Consider the following 21,497-nt stretch of genomic DNA (forward strand, 5'->3'; position numbering starts at 1 on the left):
TGCGTTGTGGATTATCACATGGGCAACCACGCTTCTGTGGTTCATAGTTTACGTGAACTGAATTATCGTGTGCGTGTCAGCAACGATCAGGCCGTCTTAAATGAAGCGGATGTGCTGGTGCTTCCGGGAGTCGGTGCCTTCCCAAGTGGAATGAAAGCGCTTCACAGCCTCAGTTTGGTTAGTTATCTGCAGGAGCAAGCCCGCTTGCAGCGCCCAATCATCGGCTTCTGCCTGGGGATGCAACTCCTGGCTGATGCTTCGTACGAGCATCAGTACACTATGGGGCTTGGATTGATCCCGGGCGAGGTGGTGCCGCTGATCAACCCGCAATGGCATATCGGTTGGAATTCCATCGAATGTGTCCTGCAGGACCCGTTGTTCCAAGCCAGTGATGGACAAGTGTTTTATTTCAATCACTCCTTTGCTTACCGAGGGCCATCGGAATATCAGATTGGTCTATCGAGGCATCACAAGGCTTTTCCTTCTGTTGTGCGCCGGGGTAGTGTAGTGGGATTGCAGTTTCATCCTGAAAAGAGTCAGGGGCCAGGAAAAGAACTGTTGAAAAGTCTGATATCAGGATTGTGTCATGCTTAAGAAACGTTTGATCGGAACAGTCATTGTGAGAAATGGCTGGGCGGTTCAGTCATTTGGCTATCGGCGCTATTTGCCGTTGGGAAAGCCAGAATGCCTGGTCCAAAATCTGGACCGATGGGGTGCGGATGAAATCTTCGTTCTGAGCATTGATCGATCCTCCGATAGGCTAGGGCCAGACTTCAAGCTCCTGGAGCGACTGGGGCAATTGGGTCTGGGAACACCGCTGATATATGGTGGCGGAATCCGATCAGTGGAGGATGGTTTGCAAGTGATTAGGCTAGGCGCGGACCGCCTCTGTGTCGATGCCATTCTGCACGATGATATTGAAACTGTGCGGGGGTTGTCACGCCAACTTGGGGCGCAGGCGGTGATTGCCGCCTTGCCGCTCTCCTATCGCGATCAGCGTATCGAATGGCTGGATTACCGTACTAAAGTTTCAACTCAAGTTTCGGCTAAAGATCTGGATGCCATCACATTGGGCATAGTCTCGGAGCTACTCGTCATTGATTGGGAGCATGAAGGGCAGCCCGGAGGCTTTGACCACAGGTTGATTGCCCATGCTTCACTTCCGGCTGAAATCCCTCTAATCGCTTTTGGCGGACTGAGCGAGCCTGGTCAGCTGATTGAGCTCCTCTCGCAGCCGCCCATGGCTGCCGTGGCTGTGGGAAACTTTCTGAGCTACAGGGAGCATGCCATTCAGAAGATCAAGACGAAATTGATAGGCATGCCAGTGCGCCTTCCAAGTTACGAATCAATGTATTCTCTCACGGCTGATGTCTAATCCACAGGTTTGTCGTCGTTGTTTTTATTCTGCGGACCACCCGCTCGGACTGATGCTGGATGAACAAGGCATCTGCTCCGGATGCCTCATTCATGAAGAAAAGGATAATCTCGATTGGGCAGCTCGGTGGGAGAAGTTGACCCAGCTTGTGGCGCCATATCGAAGTGCTGACGGCCTAAACTACGATTGTATCGTTCCTGTAACCGGCGCCCAGGATTCTTACTACATCGTTTACTTGGTGAAGGAGCGGTTGGGCCTGAATCCATTGTTAGTGACCTATAATAAATATTTCAATACGCCGCTCGGTATCCGCAACCTTTCGAATCTTCGCATTCGATTCAACTGCGACATCCTTTGTCAGAACGTCAATCCCGTTTCGGTAAAGAATATTACCCGGAGCACTCTGCGGCAGTTCGGCAGTATGTATTGGCCTATTTTAGCGGGCCAAACGGTATTCCCGGTTCAGACGGCTGTTCGATATAAGGTCCCATTAATTATCTGGGGTGCTCACCAGGGTCTTGAACAGGTTGGCATGTTTTCCCATGAGCATGAGGTCGAGATGACCCGTCGCTACCGGAAGGATCATGATTTGATGGGACATGAGGCCGATGATCTATTGTCCATCTTCGATACTCTCAAGGAAGAAGACATCTGGCAGTATCGCTATCCTGACGATCGCGATCTGAACGCAGTAGGCGTACGGGGTATCTACTTGGGCAACTACGTAAGGTGGGATCCCAAGGCGCAGCATGAGCAGATGATGCGCGAGTATGGGTACAAAACCTCTGTCTTCAATCGTACCTTTGACTGCTATGATTTTATCGACTGCTTTAACTATATGGATTTGCATGATCAGCTAAAGCTCTACAAACATGGTTATTCAAAAGTCACCGATCATGCCAGCCGAGAAATTCGATTCGGCAGGATTAGCCGCGAGAAGGGATTACGCCTCATTCGTATGCACGAACAAGCGCCGCTCAAATATCATGGACAGTTTTGCGCGTGGCTAGGCATAGCGCCAAAGTCGTTGCAGTTTATGCTCGACCAGCATCGCAATCCAAAGTTCTGGATACAGACTGAGGTCGGAAAGTGGGAGTTTAACGGATGGAGCGCCGGGCATGAGCTAAGAGAAATAAGCGATCATCAAGCGCCTGGATTGTCTGGCAGTTTTGAGGCGACAGATACGCTCGAATACGATCGCAGTGCAGAGTACATCACAATTGGAAAGGGATGGCCATAGTGGCTCCTCGTTCGGCTCCTGGTATGACCAGTCTCACCGGAATGGAGGGAGCTGCGCCGTGCGTGAGCGGTCGGTTCCCAATGGAGCATTGGAGCCAGAACTCTTCGATCTCTAAAACTAAAATGATTCGGCAGGATCGAGTGAGGCGGTGGTCATTCCAAAAAGAGCAACAGCACCTGCTCTCAAATTATTGGAACACGTCGTTCATGTCCATAAAGGTGCGGCCGGCTAGGATTGGTTAACCAAGGAGCCAGCAAATGAGCGTGTCCATTTTTCGAAAATTCAAAGATACGGTGGGGGATTACCTGAGCCTACGGTCCATTGAGAAGCATCGCTCACGATTGGGGTGGAGGCAAGCGTATCGCTATTCCAACTATCTTGACCATTGTCGCCAAGGCTTTACGGAGCGAGTGGAGAGTTCCCCTGAGGTGAAAAAAGCGGTGCAGGATTTTCAGGCTAAGAATGTTGCCTCTTTCTGGACTCAAGAGAATCAACAATTGGCTCAGTCAATTTTCAGGAAAATCCAAGATGAAGAACGGGCCGGCCTTGAAATTTGGAATGAACGAGGGCAATACCTGAAGGAGATATACACGACATTCCCCGAAATCGAACAACTATTCAAGCGAATGTTGGAGTCGTTTTTAAAGGAGATATTCAAAGCCAACTTCAAAATATTTTACGGCATGCTCTACAAATCAGAAAATCGCAGAGGAGATCCGGCAGGTTCCGAGTTGTGGCACGCCGATGGAGGCCCCGGGACTTGTGTCATTGTGATGCTCTACTTGAAGGATGTTGAGAAAGAGGATGGGGCCCTTGAATGTCTGCCATGGGACTATTCGTTGGCCACGTACCGAGGCGAGCCCGCGGTGTTCAGGATAGGTTTGGAGCAGGCAGCCAAAAACAAGAAGGAACTTTCTCGAGAAGAAGTCAGGAAAATTAAATGCGACTATTTTGAGGAAGTGATCGGAAGGTTTTATGGTAAATTCGTTGAGCAACCAACCGGTCCGGCCGGACTTGTTGCGGCTTTTGGAAATAATATATTGCATAAAGGGGGGTATCCCGCTGCAGGAAGGGCTCGCTATGTGTGTTTGTTTCACTGCTATCCGGCTGATCAGCCTACGCCGTTTGAGCGATATCGGAAGCATGGAATAAAGAAGGTGGAGTCCTATCCTAAGGATCCTGCTGCAGATTTCTGATGAAAGATTCTCAACTTGCCATTCGAGGTGGAACACCTGTCCGAACCGCTCCATTCTCTTGGTACAACTCGATCGGACAGGGAGAGAAGCAAGCAGCAGTGGAAGTGTTCCAGGGTGTCCGTTGCAGAATCCTTGTATTTTGAACGGCTCATCCATGCCAGTTCGATCCATTCGGATCTTGGGCCTTCCGATCTCGAAAGAGTGCTATTCACTGTGGAAACGGTGGCGGAGCTTCCGAGAAACTTGCCGGTCGATGGTGCGGCTTGTGAGGGGAACTCCATCAGGCGCCTTCGAAGTTATTTCTCTTAAAGAGTTAACTTGGTTCAGGGGGATGTTGTAATGTTTCGTCGCGTTTCTGGTGCCTCGTATCGTTCGCTGCGAACACCGTCGGTAAGGCATAGAGGATTTGTTCGACCGGTGCTACTCCAGGCGCGGATACCTACGTTGACTTCATCAACTCCAGCCTTTGACGGGACTCGATGGTAGGGTGTCATTAAGATGATCGACCTTAATATTCTCCGCCGTTGGTGCAGTCACCTTGTGGCGCGGGTAAGCCTTGCCAGATTAGAAAAGGCTCGTGCGTATGCTCGGCAGCGGGTTTCTGCAGAGAACATGCTGGCCGAGTTCAGCCACGGGCAAGAAGCGGATTTCTTTTTCGGCACCGTGTTAGTGGATGGCACATGGGACAATCCAAACCATTGGGCGCGTTATGCGCTTTTGCGCAGGGCGTTGGGCCTGTCACGTGCACGGGAGATAGGGTTGGTCGGGCCTTTCAGATCGAAAGAGTGCAGCCAGACATTTACGAGACTGGGCATCAAAGAGATCGTCTCATTTGACGTCTCAAGGAAAGCACAAGATTGCCAAGATGTTGCTCGGGGCTTGCTGTCCAACGTTAAGTCGCCGCGTGATATTTTATCCTGGAAGCTGCCTCATGGGTTTCCGCCGGAGTTTCTCTATGATGGCCTGCTCAAGCGTCAACGTGCCGCTTGTGTGAACCTTGCCGACCCGAGGCTTTTAGGTTATGTCTCTGAATTGCTGGGGTGCCTAGCGGTGGCAGAGCATTTATTGAAGACGTATGATTTTAAGCTGCTCGTGATGAGTCACGTGATTAACTTTCAATATGCGGCCCTTGCGTGGATGGCAGTCGTGCGTGGTATCCCTGTTGTAGCGTCATATGGTGAATTCGGGGTGTTGCGATTTGTCAAAATCAACCGACCTGAAGAGATGTGGGAAGCGACAAACCGTCCCACGAAATTCGACTTTGAACATTTGTCTCCAGAATGTGTTGCTTCAATGGCCACTGCAGGAAGAGCGTACATTCAGAAGCGGCGCGTTGGGAACACGAAGGAACTGGCCGCTATTTATTCTTATCAGAAGAGGCAGCAGCTGATTAGCAGACAGGATATCTGTGCACAGTTTGAGTGGGATCCAAAGCGTCCCATCATTGCCGTATATGCGTCTAATTGGTTCGACTACCCTCATATGTATGGCATGAGCCATTTTGTCGATTTTCTAGACTGGCTGAAAGCCACCATTGATGCAGCGAACATGAATCAATCCGTGAATTGGCTATTTAAGGCCCATCCCTGTGATGATTGGTATGGCGGCGTGACGTTGAGCGATCTGATGCCCGCGCACCTCTTGGGGCATATTCAACAGGTTCCCAAGGAATGGAATGGTGCGGCTCTGATGGACGCGGTCGATGGGCTGGTTACCTATCACGGAACTGCGGGGATTGAGTTCGCGGCAGTGGGGAAGCCGGTTCTGATAGCAGACAAAGGTTGGTATCATGAACTGGGGATTGCCAAATGGCCACGATCGAGAGAAGAGTATCTTCAAAGTCTTGCCACTGAATGGTGGAAAGACGTGGATATTTCAGAAACATCGAGGCGAGCGCAAATTCTTGCCGGGTGGCATTTTTGTCGTCCCTCGTGGCAGGGGGGCTTCATTCTTGAGGATGATCCCGTGCAGAGTCCGATTTATGAAACGCTCCCTGATCTTTGGTCCAAGAATCAGGAAGTCATTGCAAGGGAATTAAGGACCATCCGTGATTGGGTTGCTTCCCCTCATAGGCATTACCACACATATAAGATGGGTCTCGCCAAAGAATTTTCCGCATGACATGCGCTGTGAGCAAATCTGGGGGAAGCCCTGTATTGCCGGTATCTTCAGCTGGTAGAGACGGACACAGTCGTGGTCGATGCAAGGTAACTCGAAACTATAAAGGTATATACCAGGATGGCCGTGAGAATTGAATCGCTCCCCCAGAAACGCCTTATCGAGGCGGTTTCGCCATATCTGAAGGCTATAATTCCCCAGGCAAGTTTGGAAGGGCGTGCACTCTGTCGTTCACGTCGCCGCGGAACATTGGTGTCAACAATTCAGCTAGGACTTCAGCAAATCATTCGCTTCAAGAGGGAACGGTCTCAGGAGTCTACCGAGAGGCACTATTCTGATTCCTATGCCGACACCGGGGTAGAGGCCTTTGATGCTTGTCTGGCATCCACGGCTCGCTCAAACCCCTTCAAGCTAGGCAACGAAAGCTTATTGGTCTTACCTCCCAGTGGGCTTTACGCCGCCTATCTTGCAACTCTTTCGGATGTCGTCGGTCAGCTCAAGCCATCTTCGGTCTGTGAGGTAGGATTCGGCTCTGGCAAGAACCTCATTTATCTGGCGCCGCGTTTCCCTGACATACCGTTCTGCGGGTACGAGCTGACCCATGAGGGAGTTGCTGTGGCCAAGAGTCTCCAGGAGAGACAAAGCCTTCCGCCGAATTTGGCAAAGCTTGTTGGCCAGAATGATGTGACGGCGATGGAGGCAGTTCGTCGGATTGATTTTCGTCAGGGCAACGCGAAGTGTTTATCGGCTCCGGACAAATCGTTCGATCTCACATTTACCGTGTTGGCACTTGAGCAAATGTGGCCAATTCTCCCTCAGGTGCTCGCAGAGATTCGAAGAGTCACTTGTCGATACGTCGTGTTTCTTGAAGCCTTCCGTGAAGCCAATGACTGGCTGGGCTACTTGAATCTTTTGGTCCGAAACTACTTTCGGGCGGACCTGAGGATGATGCAAGCAGCCGGATTTGCTCCCATCGCGCTTTTTCGACAGCTGCCACTTAAGCACACACATGGTGTGGCAATGTTAGTTGCCGAAGTGGTGCCCGCCCCATCCCCAAATGCCAAAGTCCATTGATATGCCGAACGGACCTCATTTCCAGGGGAAGCTCCTTGAAATTCTTCCTCGGGGGCTGCGACTCCTGACAGAGCCTGAGCGCAGGAGGGCTATCCTGCTCAGTCTGCTCGTTTCCCTGACGGAAGTTGTGCAGGTTGTGGCCATGCTTCTGGTTTTGCCGGTTGTCGGAATTGTTGTGGAGCCTGATCTGTTGCAGAGTCATAGGGCCATGCAGCTCTTGCACGAAATCTTAGGTAGTCTGCCGGTAGAGCAATTCGTTTTTCTGCTTAGTGGTACTGCGCTCTTCTGTATAGCCGTTGGGCAGGCTGGGAATCTTTCCGTTCAGTCTGCGATCGAAGTTTTTGTATCCCGCATCCAGACGCGACTGGCACACGAGTTGTTAGGCGAAACGATCGCGGCTCCATACCCGTGGTTTCTTGAGAGAAATGCGGCCCAATTGGTTCGGCTGTTCCACAATGACATTGCCCTCTGGGGCCGAGATTGTATTGGGAATATGCTGCGAGTGCTGACCCATGGACTCACCATCCTTGCTGGGGTGGTCGTGGTGATGGCCACGGCTCCAGTAGGAGGCATTATCGCGCTTGCCATGGTCGCTGTGCTCGCGTATGGGATTCTATGGGTCATACGACCATCGATTATCAAGTGGACAAATACAAAACGACAGGCAGCCGATCAGGCGATGATCATGGAAACCCAGATTCTGTCCGGTGTGAAAGATATCAAGGTCAATGGTGGAGAAGGATATTTCCTCCAATTATTTAAAGACTCTTATGGCCTAATGAGCCATGCCTCTGCTCGGGGGGTGATTCTAGGGCAGTTACCGACCTCCCTCTTGCTGCTTGTGGGGCAGTCCAGTCTCTTGCTCGTGGTGCTTATTCTCTGGAAGTCAGGCAGCCGGGGAGGGGAGATCGCCTCCCAGATGGCTCTCATCGTCTTGGTCACCTCACGTGTGGTGCCGGCAGTCACTCGACTTTCCGCGACGATGACCTCGCTACTCAATGCGATACCGTGGGTCGAGGGTATTCTTACCTTACGGCACAGCATTCTGGAAGCTTCTCGGACTGTGACACCTGTCGGTAGAGTGATGCCCGTTCCTCTAGCTTGGCAGGATATCCGCTTCGACAGTGTGAGTTTTAGTTACACCGGCACTGAACGACCGGTGCTGGCAGATTTGTCGATCGCTCTGGAACGCGGGCGATCCTATGGGTTGATCGGGGCATCGGGTGCGGGGAAAAGCACGTTCGTCGACCTCTTGCTGGGGTTACAGACGCCGATCAGGGGAGACATTCTGATCGATGGGCAGCCGCTCAGATCACTTGATACTCGAACCTGGCAGCGACGAATTGGTTATGTGTCCCAGTCGCCCTATTTCACAGACGACACGATCATGGCAAATGTTGCCTTCGGGGTCACAGATGCCATGATTGATGAGCCTTGGGTTGAGGAATGTCTAAGGATGGCGGGTTTGCAAGACTTTGTTGCCGGGTTGCCGGAGAGAGTGCGGACCAGGCTGGGGGATCGTGCCGTGAGAATCTCCGGCGGGGAGCGGCAGCGGATCGCTATCGCACGCGCTCTGTACCGGCGGCCTGACATATTGCTGCTGGATGAAGCCACTGGCGCGCTAGATTCTTCGACTGAGCAGGTGATCATTCGTTCGTTGGAAGAACTTCGAGGCCGGATTACTATGGTCATTATCTCCCATAGAATGAGTGCCGTGTCGACCTGTGATCAGGTGTTGTTGCTCGATGCCGGTCGCTTAACCATGCACGGGACTTATTCCGACGTGTTGCGGCAACATCCGGCCAGCGCATGATCCGATCTCACCACGTGAAAGGTGTGGAGTATGTCGTTTTGTACGTCGTTCAGAATTGATGCCCGGGAGGTCGGCGACGGTGCTCCTGTGTTTATCATTGCAGAAGGGGGACTCTCCCATTTTGGCGACATGGAACTTGCCCGCCAACTGGTTAATCTGGCAGCAGATGGTGGAGCCGATGCGTTCAAGACACAGTTCTTCGATGTAGAGGCGTTGATTGCGCGACGTGCACAGGATTGGCGGGAGCGTCTGCGCCCGCGCAATCTGACATTTGTGCAAGCGCGGGAACTAAAGGATTTGTGTAGCCGGCGCGGGCTTACTTTCCTTGCAACGGCGCACGATGAAACCCGTATCCGTTGGCTTCAAGATCTCGACGTGCCCGCGGTGAAGGTGGGCTCTGGAGAACGGAACAACCCGGCCTTTCTCTCGAAGCTGGCTTCATTAGGCAAGCCCATGATCGTTTCAACCGGAATGTACGGCGAATCGGACGTGCAAGAGGCTATCGAGGCATGTGCGGTTGCAGGTTGCCAGGAACTCGCGCTATTACATTGCGTGACGTCCTATCCCACCCCTTCCGATCAGGTGAATTTGGCTGCCATGGGCCGATTGAGCGAGATCTTTCTGGGGCCAGTCGGATACTCGGATCACACGGAGGATAACTTGGCTGTCTTGGCGGCCGTTGCCCGAGGAGCGGCGATTATTGAAAAGCATATTACGATTCTGCGCAATGTGCCAAATGCGCAAGACTGGAAAGTTTCTGCCGGGCCGGAGAATTTTGCTCAATTGGTGTCTGACATCCGACGCGTAAAGGGAATGATCGGACATGGGAGAAAAGAACCTGCTCCCTGCGAGCGAGAGGGAGCCAAATGGGCACTTAAATCATTGGTGCCTTCAAAGGATCTCCCCGCCGGACACAAATTAACAGCCGAGGACTTGTGTTGTAAGCGGCCTGGCGATGGCATTCCTCCTAATCAACTCCAGCAGATTCTGGGAGGCCAGCTTAAGAGGAATGTACAGGCTGATGAGTTGATAGCGATTGATGATATTGCAAACGCCAACTGAGAAATTTAACGTGTTGCCCAGACTGGAAAAGGAGAGTCCATGCGAATCATAATTCTTGGCGGTGATGGCTACTTAGGATGGCCGACGGCTCTTCACTTCTCGTCTCGCGGAGACGAGGTGGTGGTGGTTGACAATTTTTCGAAGCGCCGTTGGGAGTTAGAGGATGGGATTGAGCCGCTCATTCCTGTTCCTACCCTGCATCGTCGAATTCTCAAGTGGAAAGAGAAGACCGGGGCGGATATCCAGTTGCAAGTCGGCGATATCTGCAATCATCGTTTCCTTTACAAGGTGCTGGAAAAATTTCGTCCCGATGCGATTATCCATTATGGCGAACAGCCATCCGCACCCTATTCGATGCAGAGCCGGGAGAACGCTGTCTACACGCAAATCAATAACGTGAGTGGTACTCTCAACCTTCTGTTTGCCATGCGTCGATATTGTCCGGAGGCTCATCTCGTTAAGCTTGGCACGATGGGGGAGTACGGCACGCCCAATATTGATATCGAAGAAGGTTGGCTGACTGTGACCCATAATGGCCGTCAGGATACGGTCCTTTACCCGAAACGGCCAGGGAGCTTCTACCATCTGTCCAAAGTGCATGACAGTAATAATATAGAATTTGCATGCCGGATCTGGGATCTCGCAGCAACGGATTTGAATCAGGGGGTCGTGTACGGACTTGGCACTGACCATTCGGACATTGACTCGGAACTCCACACCTCTTTTCACTATGATCATGTTTTCGGAACGGTACTGAACCGTTTTCTCGTGCAGGCCGCCATCGGAATGCCACTTACCGTTTATGGGCAAGGCGGTCAAACCAGAGGGTTTCTTAACATCACGGACACGATCCAATGTGTTGCGCTAGCCGTAGATAAACCTGCGAAGCCCAAAGAGTTTCGTGTGATGAACCAGTTTACCGAGCAATTTTCGGTCGCCATGTTGGCAGCCAAGGTTCAAGCAGCAGGTTCCAGAGTGGGGTTGAACGTGAAGCTCGACCACATTGAGAATCCCCGCATTGAGATGGAAAGCCACTACTTCAACGCCAAACATTCCAAGCTCGTCGATCTTGGGCTAAAGCCGCATTTGCTGACAGACGAGACGCTGGACTCAATGCTATCGGTGGCACTGCGATACCGAGACAACGTCAAGGCAGATACGATCATGCCGACAGTCACCTGGGCGCAAAAAAAGTAATTGTTCCTCATTCTCCTTACACCCGGACTTTCATCGTGAAAAGAAAAGCGCTGGTCTTCCTGGACTACGATATGCTCATCCGCCATTTTATCTTGAGCGGTGTTTTTCATGAGCTTGAGCAGAGGTATGAGGTTGTCTATGTTTTTCATCAGGATCAGACATCGGAGAAACAAGGGATCTATGCCGATATCGAGAAGCTGGGGTTGAAAAACTGGACTCGATTTGCAGTGCCGAGAGTGCGCATGGGGAGCTGGGATAAGCTATATTCCATCACTGCATTAAATGCTCAGCGTGGCACTCCTAACTTCAAGCCCCGAAAAGAGATTATGGCAGTGGTGAGAGGGAAGTGGCGAACAAACTATTATCATTTCCTTTCATTGCCAGGGCTTTTCCCGCTTGTCCAAGCTAGGTTGCAGAGACAAATGGGTGTCTATGAACCGTTGCTGGACTTTGTGCGCGATCAAAATCCTGACGTTATTATCCATCCGTCACTTTTAGCCGGGTACTTTATCAATGAGCTCCTGATAATTTCCCGGCGGCGTTCGATCCCGCTCGTGATCATGATGAACTCATGGGACAATCCAAGCACCAAGGCTATGAACACCGGCCATCCTGACAGGCTAATTGTCTGGGGACCACAAAGTAAGCAGCACGCGATTCAGTATCTCGGTATGTCGCCTGAGAGCATTGAGGAATTCGGGGCAGCGCAGTTTCAGCTCTACCGTGACCCTCTGAAAGAGTCGGAAGCCGCACTGAGAAAAGAATTTCACGTTCTAAACAATCTTCCGGTCCTCCTTTATGGAGGTGGCTGCAAGGGTGTGAATGAGTCGGCACACTTGAAGATGATCGATGAGAAAATTGACTCAGGCGAAATCTCTCCCTGCCATGTGCTGTATCGACCGCATCCCTGGCGTGGAGGGTTGGCACCAGGTGAGCAGAGTTTCTTCGACATGCGATTGCGCCATGTCACGATGGATCCCCATCTGGAGGATTACTATTGTCGGACCGCTGACGCGCATTGCGCCGGGTTTGATCTGGCTGACTATCAGGTGACGAAGAGGTTGCTCAGTCTTGTCAGTGGTGTGATCTCGCCTCTTTCCACAATCCTGTTGGAGTCCATCATTTTTGGAAAGCCTGTGCTCGTATATTTTTCAAAGACCGACCAGTGCAGTTTGGCGAGTACAGTGTATGGGATTGGCATCCGCCTTGCACACTTCAAAGACTTTTGGGGAGAACCCGGGATTGAGGTCTGTAATGATGATGCGCAGTTGCCTGCGGCCTGTAACAGGCTACTGGTAAACAGTCAGGATGAATCGATAAGGACAGGTCTGCGGGCACATGCTGAGAAGTTTGTCGTTATGAATGGACCGACCTACGGAGAGCGGTTGGTGACGCTGGTTGATCAATTGACACACCGGCGCGCACCTGCCGCAGCGAAACAGGAGTCAGTGGCGTCGTGAAGCGAAGAGTAGCGATCGTTCTGACAACTCGCGGCAATTACGCCAAGATGAAATCCACGATGCGGGCTGTGCTGAACCATCCTGCGCTGGAACTCCAGGTAGTCGTCGGGGGGGGCATTTTGCTAGCCCGCTACGGAAACTACGCGGGCATCATTGAAGCGGACGGGTTTCGGATTGATCGGCGTGTGCCATTCTTGTCCGATGGGGACACGTTGGGAGAGATGGCCAGGTCGGCCGGGCAGGCCACAAAAGGGATGGCAGAGGCATTTGAGGAACTTAGACCGGATGTTGTTATCGTTATCGCAGATCGCTATGAGGCGTTATCTGTCGCGCATGCTGCCCTATGCATGAACATTCCTATCGCTCACTTAGAAGGCGGAGAAGTATCTGGATCAATCGACGAAAGTATTCGCCATGCGATTACTAAGCTGGCGCATATACATTTCCCTGCCACGTCTTCGGCAGCCGATCGAATTATCCGGATGGGAGAATCCTCTGAATCCGTTATTGTCGTTGGGTCCCCGAGTCTGGATTTGCTCTCCGGATTGGATTTGTCGGACGTTTCATCTCTCAATGCCATCCATTGGATTGACGGTGGAGATAAGTCACCGGATTTTCAGAAGGACTATATTGTCGTGTCTCAGCACCCGGTTGTGACGGAGTATGACGACCGGAGCGAAAACATGGACGAAACGGCACTGGCGGTTCGAGAGCTTGGCCTGCCGGCGATCTGGGTGTGGCCAAACATGGATGCAGGTTCGGCCGAGGTGACTGCAGGTATTTGGAAGTTCCGTACGGATCTCGCGGACATTCATCATGTGGCGAGTCTCCCTATGGAGCTCTATGCGATCCTGCTGAAGAATGCACGCTGCCTAGTGGGTAATTCCAGTAGCGGTATTCGAGAATGTGAGTTCCTCGGTGTGCCAGTGGTGAACATTGGAACCCGTCAGCAAGGACGACAACGGGGTGCGAACGTGATAGACGTTCCGTATGACCGGCGCGCTATTATCCGCACGATTCATACTCAGTTGGCGCATGGGCCCTATCAGTCCGCTCACCTATATGGTGATGGGAGGGCCGGCGAAAAAATTGCCAATGCGTTGGCCCAGCACGACTTTAAAATTCAGAAGATGATTGCCTACTAATGCCGAGCAAGATCAAGGGCCGAAACGGAAGCCCATGTTGACTTTGGCAATCATTCCGGCACGTGGTGGATCAAAAGGTGTCAAACGAAAGAATCTCCGGTGTGTGGGAGGAAAGTCGCTCGTTCAGCGTGCCATCGAGTCCGCCTTCGATTCCGGAGTTGTGGATCGAGTACTCGTGTCGACAGAAGATCTTGATATCCAAAGTGAGGGCCTACGCTGTGGAGCAGAGGTTCCCTTTCTGAGGCCGGCTAGCCTGGCAACCGATGAAGCCTCAACGATCGATGTCGTCGTGCACGCGATTAAGGAATATGAGAAGGTCGCCCGACAGCAAGTGGAAACAATCGTGTTGCTTGAACCTACATCCCCGTTTCGGCGAGGCTCACACGTCAAGGAAGCCCTGTTGCGGTATCGACGTGGAGGGGTCAAGTCAGTGGTATCCGTGTGTCCGTTGGAGCGAAAGCCTCAAAATATCTTTCTCAAGGCAGCTCCTGCCGAACTGCTGGAGCGATACATCAAAGAGCCTCACCATCAATTTACTCGACGGCAGGAGATGAGTCACCTGTGTCGGTTGAACAGCGCGGTGTATGTATGTGGGCGTGACGAATTCCTCGCCAAGCGGACATTAGTAGTGGCGCCAGTTGGCTATGTGGAGATGAGTCATCAGGAATCACTCAACATTGATGACGAACTGGATCTGACATTCGCTGAGCTGATCGCGGGGGAATACGGGTTGTGATGTTACTAGGGGGAGGTTCGTTTGGGGAGTTTAACGAAGATACAGGGCACCCAATGCCACAGCAGGACTCTTTAATGATCAGCTGGAAGGTCTGAGATGCTCGTTCGTGATTTGCTCAAGAAAATCTATCGCTACCTGAGGCCCCCTCAGGACCATTGGGCGCACTTTGTTTCGATTCTCGATCGCCCCACCCTAACCCATGATCCATCTCTTGATGAGGTCGGCAAACGGGCGCTGTTCAAACGAAACATTACGCTCGTGGAGCTCGAACCCCATGCCTATTGCAATCGAACCTGCTCATTTTGTCCCAATAGTACGATTGACCGTCTGACCGTGAAGACTATGCTGAATCGGTCGCTGTACGAGGGGGTCCTCGGTGATCTGCGATCTATCGACTACGATAAGGTGCTCCGTTTTGCGCGCTATTCGGAGCCGATGGCCGACGATCATATTTATGAGATGGTGGCGTTGGCACGACAGCATCTTCCCAAGGCCGTCATAGACATTGTGACGAATGGCGATTACCTCGATGCGGAATCCTTAAATCGCCTACGGGAAATGGGACTCTCGGTGTTGCGCATCAGTGTATATATGCGAAAGGGTGTGGCGTGGAGTGCTGCAAATGCTGAGGGGGAGATCAATCGGCTCGCCAAGCGAATCGAAATTATGCCGGTATGGGACCAGCCAACTGCCACCACAGTAGGAGCAGTGTTCCCTTACTCCGGCATGAAGGTTGTCGTGTATTCTCACAATTTTGACGAGACCGGCTACGATCGAGGACAACTGATTGAGAGCCTGGTCGATCATGCCTACGTGCGACGATCTCCCTGCTTTCTGGTGTTCTCGAATTTCACGGTGGATTTCAACGGCAAGATCATGCCTTGTTGCAATCTTCGTAGCGACCATCCCGACCACCAGGCGTTTGTGCTTGGAGATCTCTCAGACAGGCGGCAGTCCATATTTGATGTGTATGCCGACCAACGTTATACAGAATGGCGTTGTGGTCTGGCCACGGTCGGCGAGAAGCAGTCTCCTTGCAACACCTGCAAGCAAAAGACGCTTGAGGGACCAGCTTTGGACCAATTGAGGTTGGCAGTTGATGCCAAGCTGGACTCTCTTGGTGTACAAATTTAATGGTCTCCTCCCGTGTTAGTTCACCCGCAGCTCACCTATTCCGCGTGCTGTTCATCCTGCCCGATGGCCGTGCTAAACGGTTACAGTTTGACCACGGTGCGTTTCCCGATGAATTTTTTTACGGATATTGCCAGTTGGCTCGCCGTGAAGGTTGGCAAGTAGACCTCTTGGCTCGTGGCTTTCATTCATCTCTGGGGTTCTATGCGCAAAAACTGATCCACTGGTTTACGCATTTAAGCCCAGACTTTAGTGATGCAGCGGGTCTGAACGTGCATCTGCTTGAGCGCAATGACGCCATTGTCAGTATGAGTGAGCCGGTCCTGTTCATGTTGGCACTTCGCCAACTGCAGCGAGCTGACGGGGCAAAGCTTGTGCTCATCTTGATGGGGGCGGAGAAACGTCTTGAGCGTAGTCGTGCCCGTTGGGCCACTCATCGTATTCTTCGCTGGCTACTGCACAGATTAGCCGCAATCATTGTGATCGGGGAAGGCGAACGCGACTACCTCATAACCCAGCAGTTGGCTAGCCCTGCACGTGTGCATCTGGTTCAGTTTGGCGTAGATACAAAATTCTGGGTTCCGGCAGGAAACGATAGTATTGGGGACTCTGTATTGGCGATCGGCAATGATGATGGGCGCGACTATGATGTGCTTCTGCAGGCGATCGGCTCCCATCGTCTCCGACTTCACACAGTCCGTCGGGTTACCGGTGCCGCGCTTCCTCCTAACGTGACTTTGACCAGAGGGGATTGGACCGGGCAAGCGTTGTCTGATCTCGACCTCCGCGCCCTGTACCAAGGTAGTCGCTTCGTTGTTACACCGCTGAAAGACTCTACGCAACCGCAGGGACAAAGCGTGACACTCCAGGCTATGGCGTGCGGGAAGGCGGTCATCCTCTCGCAAACCAGGGGGCTCTGGAGCCGGTCGCTGATGCGGCATTTGGAGAATTGCTACTTGGTTCCGTCCGGAGATGTTCCATCGCTGCGTGCGGCGATTGACCGCCTTGCCGCGGACCCCGGTTTATGCGCACAAATTGGGGCGGAGGCTAGACGGAGTGTTGAACGGCATTTTTCCAGTGATTTAATGGGTGATCGGATCGGGGCAATTCTGCAGGACGTCTGTGTACCCGTGAGGCAGGCATGCTGAAGGAGTATGTCGCGGCTTCCTCTGCCTCTGCTCAAACTGCGGACGAGTTTGTTGCCTCATTCTGGGATCAGCGGTGGCGGGATCTCAAAGATGGTCGGCGCCTGCAGAGGCTACGGTTGAGAGAAGAGTACCGCTTTCTGAAGAAAGTCATTCCTAATTTTGGCGATCGGCCATTGGACATTCTTGACTGCGGATGCGGGCTTGGAGAATGGACGCTGTTGTTTCATCTGGATGGGCACAGGGCTGTGGGTATCGACATCGCCGGTGAGACCATTCGTCAGCTCCATGCCAAGCATGGCGATGCGTTTCGGTTCGGTGATTTCCGCAAGGTTGAGTGTCTCGACAAGTCCTATGATGTGGCAATTAATTGGGGCGGCATTGAACATTTCGAAGAAGGGCCGACGCCGGCTATTCTGGAGGCGAAACGGGTTTTGCGCCCGGGAGGCCTGTTTGTGGCGACGACGCCCTGCCATAACTTCCGTCTCTTTCTGCTCGATGCGTTATTTAGTCGAGGCATAGGGCCGGCTTACCCGATCGAGGGACATCGGTTCTACCAGTATCGCTTCAGCCGAACCGAGCTCGAGAGCTACTTTCGTGCCTGCGGATTCACGCATGTGCGCTCACACATCATTGGCGGTGCCCAAGGGGTACAGCGATGCCTGCAGCACGAGCTCGGCTGGCTGGGGAAGCACCTTCCGCGTATGGTTCGGGTGGGATTGGAACAGGTGGGTGGGCTGTTATTGCGCCCCTTCCTTGGCCATATGGTTATTTGCAGCGGCCGTGTACCTGAGGTGAATCGTGCCCGCATTGGCGAGTAAGACATTATCTGTCATGAGACGTTTGAGTGAAACGTTGGCTGCCATGCGATCCTATTGGCCTCAATCGCGTCGGCCTGCTGCTCGTATTGCTATCAATATGGCGCCGCGGAAGTCTCCCTATGGAGGCGGCAACCAATTTGTTGCGCAACTGACCCGCTGCCTGAGGTTTTTCGGATACGAGGTTGTATTCCATCTTGATCGGACTGTTGATTGCATCGTGTTGGTTGACGGACGGGCCGCGTTGACGACCTTTGGCATAGCGGAGATCGCCGCCTGGAAGAAGCGGTATCCATCGGTTGTCTGTATCCATCGGATTAACGAGTGTGACCAACGTAAAGGCAGCGATTTTATGGATGCACTGCTGGCGCAGGCCAATGAGGTCGCAGACTACTCGGTGTTCATTTCCCGTTGGCTGCGAGACTATCATGCCACGCGCTGGTTCGATATCGCCAAACCGCATACGGTGATTCATAACGGGGCGGACCCGGGAATATTCCATCCGCTCGGGAGCCATGCTCCATCAATCGATGATGTTTTTCGGCTTGTGACACACCATTGGTCTGACAACCCTATGAAGGGGTTTGATGTGTATGCACAGGTCGACGCTGCGATTGCTGACGGATATTTGCCTGATACGGAGCTCTGGGTGATCGGTCGCTGGCCTGCATCCATCCGTTGGCGGGCTGCGCGGCTTTTCCCACCGTTAACCGGTAGCCAATTGGCCGACCAGTTACGTCAGTGTCATGGTTATGTCACCGGTTCTCGCTGGGAGCCTGGCGGAATGCACTTTATTGAGGGAGCGCAATGCGGCTTGCCCGTGTTGTTCCACACTGATGGCGGTGGCATTGTTGAGGTTGCCGAACGTTTCGGAATCGGTTTTCGGGACGATCTTATGGGGGCGGTAAAAACCATGCGTTCGCGGTATCGTGATCTGCGCGGGGAGGTATTGGACCATGGCCCGTCCGGGGACCATATGTGCACTGCCTATCGGCAGTTGATCCAAACCCTTCTTGTCGCGGACGGAAGGATCGGATGACACTCTCGTTGTTGGAGTACTATCAATCGCTCGGGTTGTCGGCATCGCAATGGCATGTTGGGCCGGAGCACCCGTATCTTGAAGAATATGTGATTCGTCTGTTGCGTACCCTGCCAGCAGTCAGAGTATTGGAGATCGGATACCAGTCTGGCGGGTTTGCTGTTCCTGTTATTCTAGCGATGCAGGGGCGTTCTGGGTTCGATTATCTCGGAGTTGATTCGTTACGTTATGCGAATGCGGTCCATGGTGGCATCATTGCTGACTACCTTAAGACACAAGGGGTTACATCGGGCTTTCAGTTTATTGAATCGGATGCGTCGAAGTTTCTTTCTCGAAAGCATTCCGGTCAGTTTGACCTCATTCTCATCGACCACTACAAACCGCTTTATCCCCGCGAGCTCCTGGCTGTTTTTGCAAGTGATCGTCTGGGTCCGCAGGGGGTTGTGTTGCTGCATGATATCTCCGGTCGAGCGCGTGGCGTGGCGGTGCTCTGTGAGGCCATTGCAAGTGCCTATGGATACACATGGGCGGTAGTGGAGGAGGTCCCAGAGGGTCTTGCCGTGTTACGAAGTCGGGGCTGGGACAGTAGGGAATATCACAGGTTCTCGAGGAAGATTCGACGAGGAGTTGTCAGGGTTTTGGTCGGTATCCAACGTCTTGTCGGTCTGGCTCGCGAAGTTCTGCGGAGCGCTAAGCGAAAGGTTACGTCGGCTTGAGTAAGGTGGATTTGGGGGGAAGTGACTCGAGCCATTGTCCTTGTTGCACGCAATGAGATTATCTCGCCTCATACCGGTTCTTTGGCATCGAAGCCTTCAGCCAATTCAAGCCGCCGTCGGTTTGCCGTATAGCAAACCATATTCCTTTCTTTCGATTCATTCAGACCTTTCAGGCTGGGTTCTGGAAGAAGAAGCTGTCGAGTTTCGTCGTATTGCTGAGCGTTTAGGCATTCGAGCGAGATGTAATTATGGTTTGGGTGTCAATGCGGGACAATGTATTCACTATACCTCACAATTTGTGCTTCGCGATCCGCGATACTTCAATACCCGTAACAGAATATCGGTAGACTACTTTCACGGGCTCCCGTCAAGTGCACCTATATTTGCGGAAGTGGTCGCTGCTTTTCGCCGTCATCATCAGGCGCTCACGCGTGTGCGGGTATCCCATTCCCGCATGGAGGAAGTTGTCTTAGCGGCGGGGGTTGAGCCTTCGAAAGTGCATCGCATCCCGATCGGCATCAATCTGTCTTATTTCTCAGTTTCAACGTCGGATCAACGGGTTGCAGCTCGTGACCAGTTGCGATTGCCTGGTTCGGCGGTAGTTGTCGGTTCCTTCCAAAAGGATGGGGTGGGATGGGGCGAAGGAATGGAACCAAAGCTCATCAAAGGACCTGACGTATTTCTCAAGGTGATCGAACGACTGAAATCCAAAGTTCCAGAGCTCCATGTGGTGCTCTCAGGTCCCTCACGGGGCTATATGAAGGCCGGCCTGGAAAAGCTTGGGGTGCCGTACCGTCATCTCCAACTTAAACAGTATGCGGATGTGGGTTTGCTGTATCGGGCGTTGGATCTTTACTTGATAACGTCACGCGACGAAGGCGGACCTAAGGCTATCCTGGAGTCGATGGCCAGCGGTGTGCCCCTGGTCACATCGCAAGTTGGTCAGGCGATTGATCTTGTCCGGCATGGCGAGAACGCTTGGATGGTTGAGGTGGATGACGTGGAGGGGCTGACACATTGGGCTGAGTACGTTATCGCCCACCGTGGATCGCCGCAGGTCTCGCGAGTGCTGGAGTTGGCGCGGCAGACTGCTGCGTCTAACAGCTATGAGCAGCAAATCCCATTGTGGCGCAAGTTCATGACAGGCTTTCTTGCGGGACCTTTGAAAGACAGCTAAATGGTTTCTTGCAAGGGGCACTATTCGTGATGTTTCGACAATGGCCTGAGATCTGTGGAGATGTTCCCTTATCCCTGGCAAAGCAGGGGCGATATCTTGCCCATGGGTTCTGCGAGATTGTTCAATCTATGGGGCAGGGGATTCCAGTCGATCCGGCATCTCTGGACCTTGTGCGGGGAGATATACAAGCTAAGATGAGCGAGGGTGCCTCGCCACTGCGCGTGTATACGTACGCTGTGGCTAGGCAGGTTTTGGCGGATGTCCACGTTGTACCTGGTCCCGTCTGTGATCTTGGTTGTGGTTCTGGAGGACAGAATCGGTTGTTTGAAATAGCAGGTAGGGACTCGTTTTACGTCGGTGTCGATATCGCGCGGCACGCAGCCTGGACATCACAGATGAGTTCGGCGCACTCGTGCCAGTTTATTCAGATGGCAGCAGAAGATCTTGGGCTGGCGTCGGATAGCCTTGCATTTACGTTTTCTTCCAGCGCGTTGGAGCACGTGCCTGACATTCACCGGACGAGTAGGGAGTTAGCCAGAACGATGCGGCCTGGTGCACAGGGACTCCATATCGTCCCCGGCGTGTGGTCGTTGATGTTGTACCTCTTCCATGGCTATCGTCGGTTTTCTGCCGGTGGATTAGTTGATCTGTTTCAGCGCGCCGGTTTGCAGGTCGAACATATTTGGTCACTTGGCGGAATTCCCTCGTTCCTACTTCATGCGCTTTGGATCACCGGGGTAGAAACGATTCTTGTACAGCGGGTGTTTCATCTGAAGATTCAGCTGCGGAAAGGCCGCCCGCTTCGCTTCTATCGCTGGCTGCTGGCCTGGGCTCTCCGCCTGGACCCTTTCCTGCCCTTTGCCCCAGCGGGGTATGCCGTTCTGGTGCGTAAATTGTGAGCATAAGCTGAATGTCGTGGATTTCGATTCTTAAGAGGGTGATTCCCCCGGCCGTTCGACGTCGCTTAGATTGGTTGCTGCGGCCACTCTGGGCCCTGCCGCGGTGCATTGTTATTCTCCTGGGGGAGTGTCCTCGGGGGGGAAGGGCTCAGGTCT

19 protein-coding genes are annotated in these 21,497 nt (G+C 52.7%); all 19 read left to right on the forward strand.

Annotation, left to right across the window (positions count from 1 at the left end; genetic code table 11):
* Positions 1–6 precede the first annotated feature (6 nt).
* The 19 genes from hisH to Q8N00_07555 all read left to right on the forward strand — a co-directional run bounded on the left by hisH (position 7) and on the right by Q8N00_07555 (position 21,341).
* Complete coding sequence (hisH, locus tag Q8N00_07465) at positions 7–594, forward strand: imidazole glycerol phosphate synthase subunit HisH (protein MDP2382628.1); 588 nt, start codon at positions 7–9, stop codon at positions 592–594.
* Positions 587–1,375 (forward strand): HisA/HisF-related TIM barrel protein, encoded by a 789-nt coding sequence (locus Q8N00_07470; protein MDP2382629.1) that lies wholly within the window; start codon positions 587–589, stop codon positions 1,373–1,375. Before hisH ends, Q8N00_07470 begins: the two co-directional genes overlap by 8 nt.
* A complete protein-coding gene (locus Q8N00_07475) occupies positions 1,368–2,615 on the forward strand; it encodes an N-acetyl sugar amidotransferase (GenBank protein MDP2382630.1) in 1,248 nt (415 codons plus the stop codon). The genes Q8N00_07470 and Q8N00_07475 overlap by 8 nt, the downstream gene beginning before the upstream one ends.
* 428 nt (positions 2,616–3,043) lie before the next feature.
* The gene (locus tag Q8N00_07480; GenBank protein MDP2382631.1) at positions 3,044–3,811 is read left to right on the forward strand and encodes a hypothetical protein; all 768 of its coding nucleotides are present in this window, start codon (positions 3,044–3,046) and stop codon (positions 3,809–3,811) included.
* A gap of 498 nt (positions 3,812–4,309) precedes the next feature.
* Positions 4,310–5,932, forward strand: a complete 1,623-nt coding sequence (locus tag Q8N00_07485) for a hypothetical protein (protein ID MDP2382632.1) — start codon at positions 4,310–4,312, stop codon at positions 5,930–5,932.
* A 117-nt stretch (positions 5,933–6,049) separates the two neighbouring features.
* Positions 6,050–7,003, forward strand: a complete 954-nt coding sequence (locus Q8N00_07490; protein ID MDP2382633.1) for a class I SAM-dependent methyltransferase — start codon at positions 6,050–6,052, stop codon at positions 7,001–7,003.
* Between the two features lies 1 nt (position 7,004).
* Complete coding sequence (locus Q8N00_07495) at positions 7,005–8,816, forward strand: ABC transporter ATP-binding protein (GenBank protein ID MDP2382634.1); 1,812 nt, start codon at positions 7,005–7,007, stop codon at positions 8,814–8,816.
* A 30-nt stretch (positions 8,817–8,846) separates the two neighbouring features.
* Positions 8,847–9,878, forward strand: coding sequence for an N-acetylneuraminate synthase family protein (locus Q8N00_07500; GenBank protein MDP2382635.1), 1,032 nt, complete (start codon positions 8,847–8,849; stop codon positions 9,876–9,878).
* Positions 9,879–9,917: 39 nt separating this feature from the next.
* Complete coding sequence (locus Q8N00_07505) at positions 9,918–11,075, forward strand: NAD-dependent epimerase/dehydratase family protein (GenBank protein ID MDP2382636.1); 1,158 nt, start codon at positions 9,918–9,920, stop codon at positions 11,073–11,075.
* 35 nt (positions 11,076–11,110) lie between these two features.
* Positions 11,111–12,535, forward strand: a complete 1,425-nt coding sequence (locus Q8N00_07510) for a hypothetical protein (protein MDP2382637.1) — start codon at positions 11,111–11,113, stop codon at positions 12,533–12,535.
* The gene (neuC, locus tag Q8N00_07515) at positions 12,532–13,680 is read left to right on the forward strand and encodes a UDP-N-acetylglucosamine 2-epimerase (protein MDP2382638.1); all 1,149 of its coding nucleotides are present in this window, start codon (positions 12,532–12,534) and stop codon (positions 13,678–13,680) included. The genes Q8N00_07510 and neuC overlap by 4 nt, the downstream gene beginning before the upstream one ends.
* A gap of 34 nt (positions 13,681–13,714) precedes the next feature.
* Positions 13,715–14,416, forward strand: a complete 702-nt coding sequence (locus Q8N00_07520) for an acylneuraminate cytidylyltransferase family protein (GenBank protein ID MDP2382639.1) — start codon at positions 13,715–13,717, stop codon at positions 14,414–14,416.
* 96 nt (positions 14,417–14,512) lie between these two features.
* A complete protein-coding gene (locus tag Q8N00_07525; protein MDP2382640.1) occupies positions 14,513–15,550 on the forward strand; it encodes an SPASM domain-containing protein in 1,038 nt (345 codons plus the stop codon).
* Positions 15,551–15,684: 134 nt separating this feature from the next.
* Positions 15,685–16,695, forward strand: coding sequence for a glycosyltransferase family 4 protein (locus Q8N00_07530; protein MDP2382641.1), 1,011 nt, complete (start codon positions 15,685–15,687; stop codon positions 16,693–16,695).
* Entirely contained in the window at positions 16,689–17,513 is an 825-nt protein-coding gene (locus Q8N00_07535) for a class I SAM-dependent methyltransferase (GenBank protein ID MDP2382642.1), read from the forward strand. The genes Q8N00_07530 and Q8N00_07535 overlap by 7 nt, the downstream gene beginning before the upstream one ends.
* 13 nt (positions 17,514–17,526) lie before the next feature.
* Positions 17,527–18,549, forward strand: a complete 1,023-nt coding sequence (locus Q8N00_07540) for a glycosyltransferase family 4 protein (GenBank protein ID MDP2382643.1) — start codon at positions 17,527–17,529, stop codon at positions 18,547–18,549.
* Positions 18,546–19,265: a class I SAM-dependent methyltransferase gene (locus Q8N00_07545; protein MDP2382644.1), complete on the forward strand. Its 720-nt coding sequence runs from the start codon at positions 18,546–18,548 to the stop codon at positions 19,263–19,265. Before Q8N00_07540 ends, Q8N00_07545 begins: the two co-directional genes overlap by 4 nt.
* Before the next feature lie 40 nt (positions 19,266–19,305).
* On the forward strand, positions 19,306–20,442 hold the full coding sequence (locus Q8N00_07550) for a glycosyltransferase family 4 protein (GenBank protein ID MDP2382645.1): 1,137 nt from the start codon (positions 19,306–19,308) through the stop codon (positions 20,440–20,442).
* A gap of 194 nt (positions 20,443–20,636) precedes the next feature.
* Complete coding sequence (locus Q8N00_07555) at positions 20,637–21,341, forward strand: class I SAM-dependent methyltransferase (GenBank protein ID MDP2382646.1); 705 nt, start codon at positions 20,637–20,639, stop codon at positions 21,339–21,341.
* Positions 21,342–21,497 lie beyond the last annotated feature (156 nt).

The organism is Nitrospirota bacterium, from assembly GCA_030684575.1.
In the GTDB taxonomy this organism is placed as follows: Bacteria; Nitrospirota; Nitrospiria; order Nitrospirales; family Nitrospiraceae; genus Palsa-1315.

Coding starts and splice junctions, on each gene's coding strand:
- Q8N00_07470 (MDP2382629.1), top strand. CDS start 587: ATGCTTAAGAAACGTTTGATCGGAACAGTCATTGTGAGAAATGGCTGG.
- Q8N00_07475 (MDP2382630.1), top strand. CDS start 1,368: ATGTCTAATCCACAGGTTTGTCGTCGTTGTTTTTATTCTGCGGACCAC.
- Q8N00_07485 (MDP2382632.1), top strand. CDS start 4,310: ATGATCGACCTTAATATTCTCCGCCGTTGGTGCAGTCACCTTGTGGCG.
- Q8N00_07490 (MDP2382633.1), top strand. CDS start 6,050: ATGGCCGTGAGAATTGAATCGCTCCCCCAGAAACGCCTTATCGAGGCG.
- Q8N00_07495 (MDP2382634.1), top strand. CDS start 7,005: ATGCCGAACGGACCTCATTTCCAGGGGAAGCTCCTTGAAATTCTTCCT.
- Q8N00_07500 (MDP2382635.1), top strand. CDS start 8,847: ATGTCGTTTTGTACGTCGTTCAGAATTGATGCCCGGGAGGTCGGCGAC.
- Q8N00_07505 (MDP2382636.1), top strand. CDS start 9,918: ATGCGAATCATAATTCTTGGCGGTGATGGCTACTTAGGATGGCCGACG.
- Q8N00_07520 (MDP2382639.1), top strand. CDS start 13,715: ATGTTGACTTTGGCAATCATTCCGGCACGTGGTGGATCAAAAGGTGTC.
- Q8N00_07525 (MDP2382640.1), top strand. CDS start 14,513: ATGCTCGTTCGTGATTTGCTCAAGAAAATCTATCGCTACCTGAGGCCC.
- Q8N00_07535 (MDP2382642.1), top strand. CDS start 16,689: ATGCTGAAGGAGTATGTCGCGGCTTCCTCTGCCTCTGCTCAAACTGCG.
- Q8N00_07540 (MDP2382643.1), top strand. CDS start 17,527: ATGAGACGTTTGAGTGAAACGTTGGCTGCCATGCGATCCTATTGGCCT.
- Q8N00_07545 (MDP2382644.1), top strand. CDS start 18,546: ATGACACTCTCGTTGTTGGAGTACTATCAATCGCTCGGGTTGTCGGCA.
- Q8N00_07555 (MDP2382646.1), top strand. CDS start 20,637: ATGAGCGAGGGTGCCTCGCCACTGCGCGTGTATACGTACGCTGTGGCT.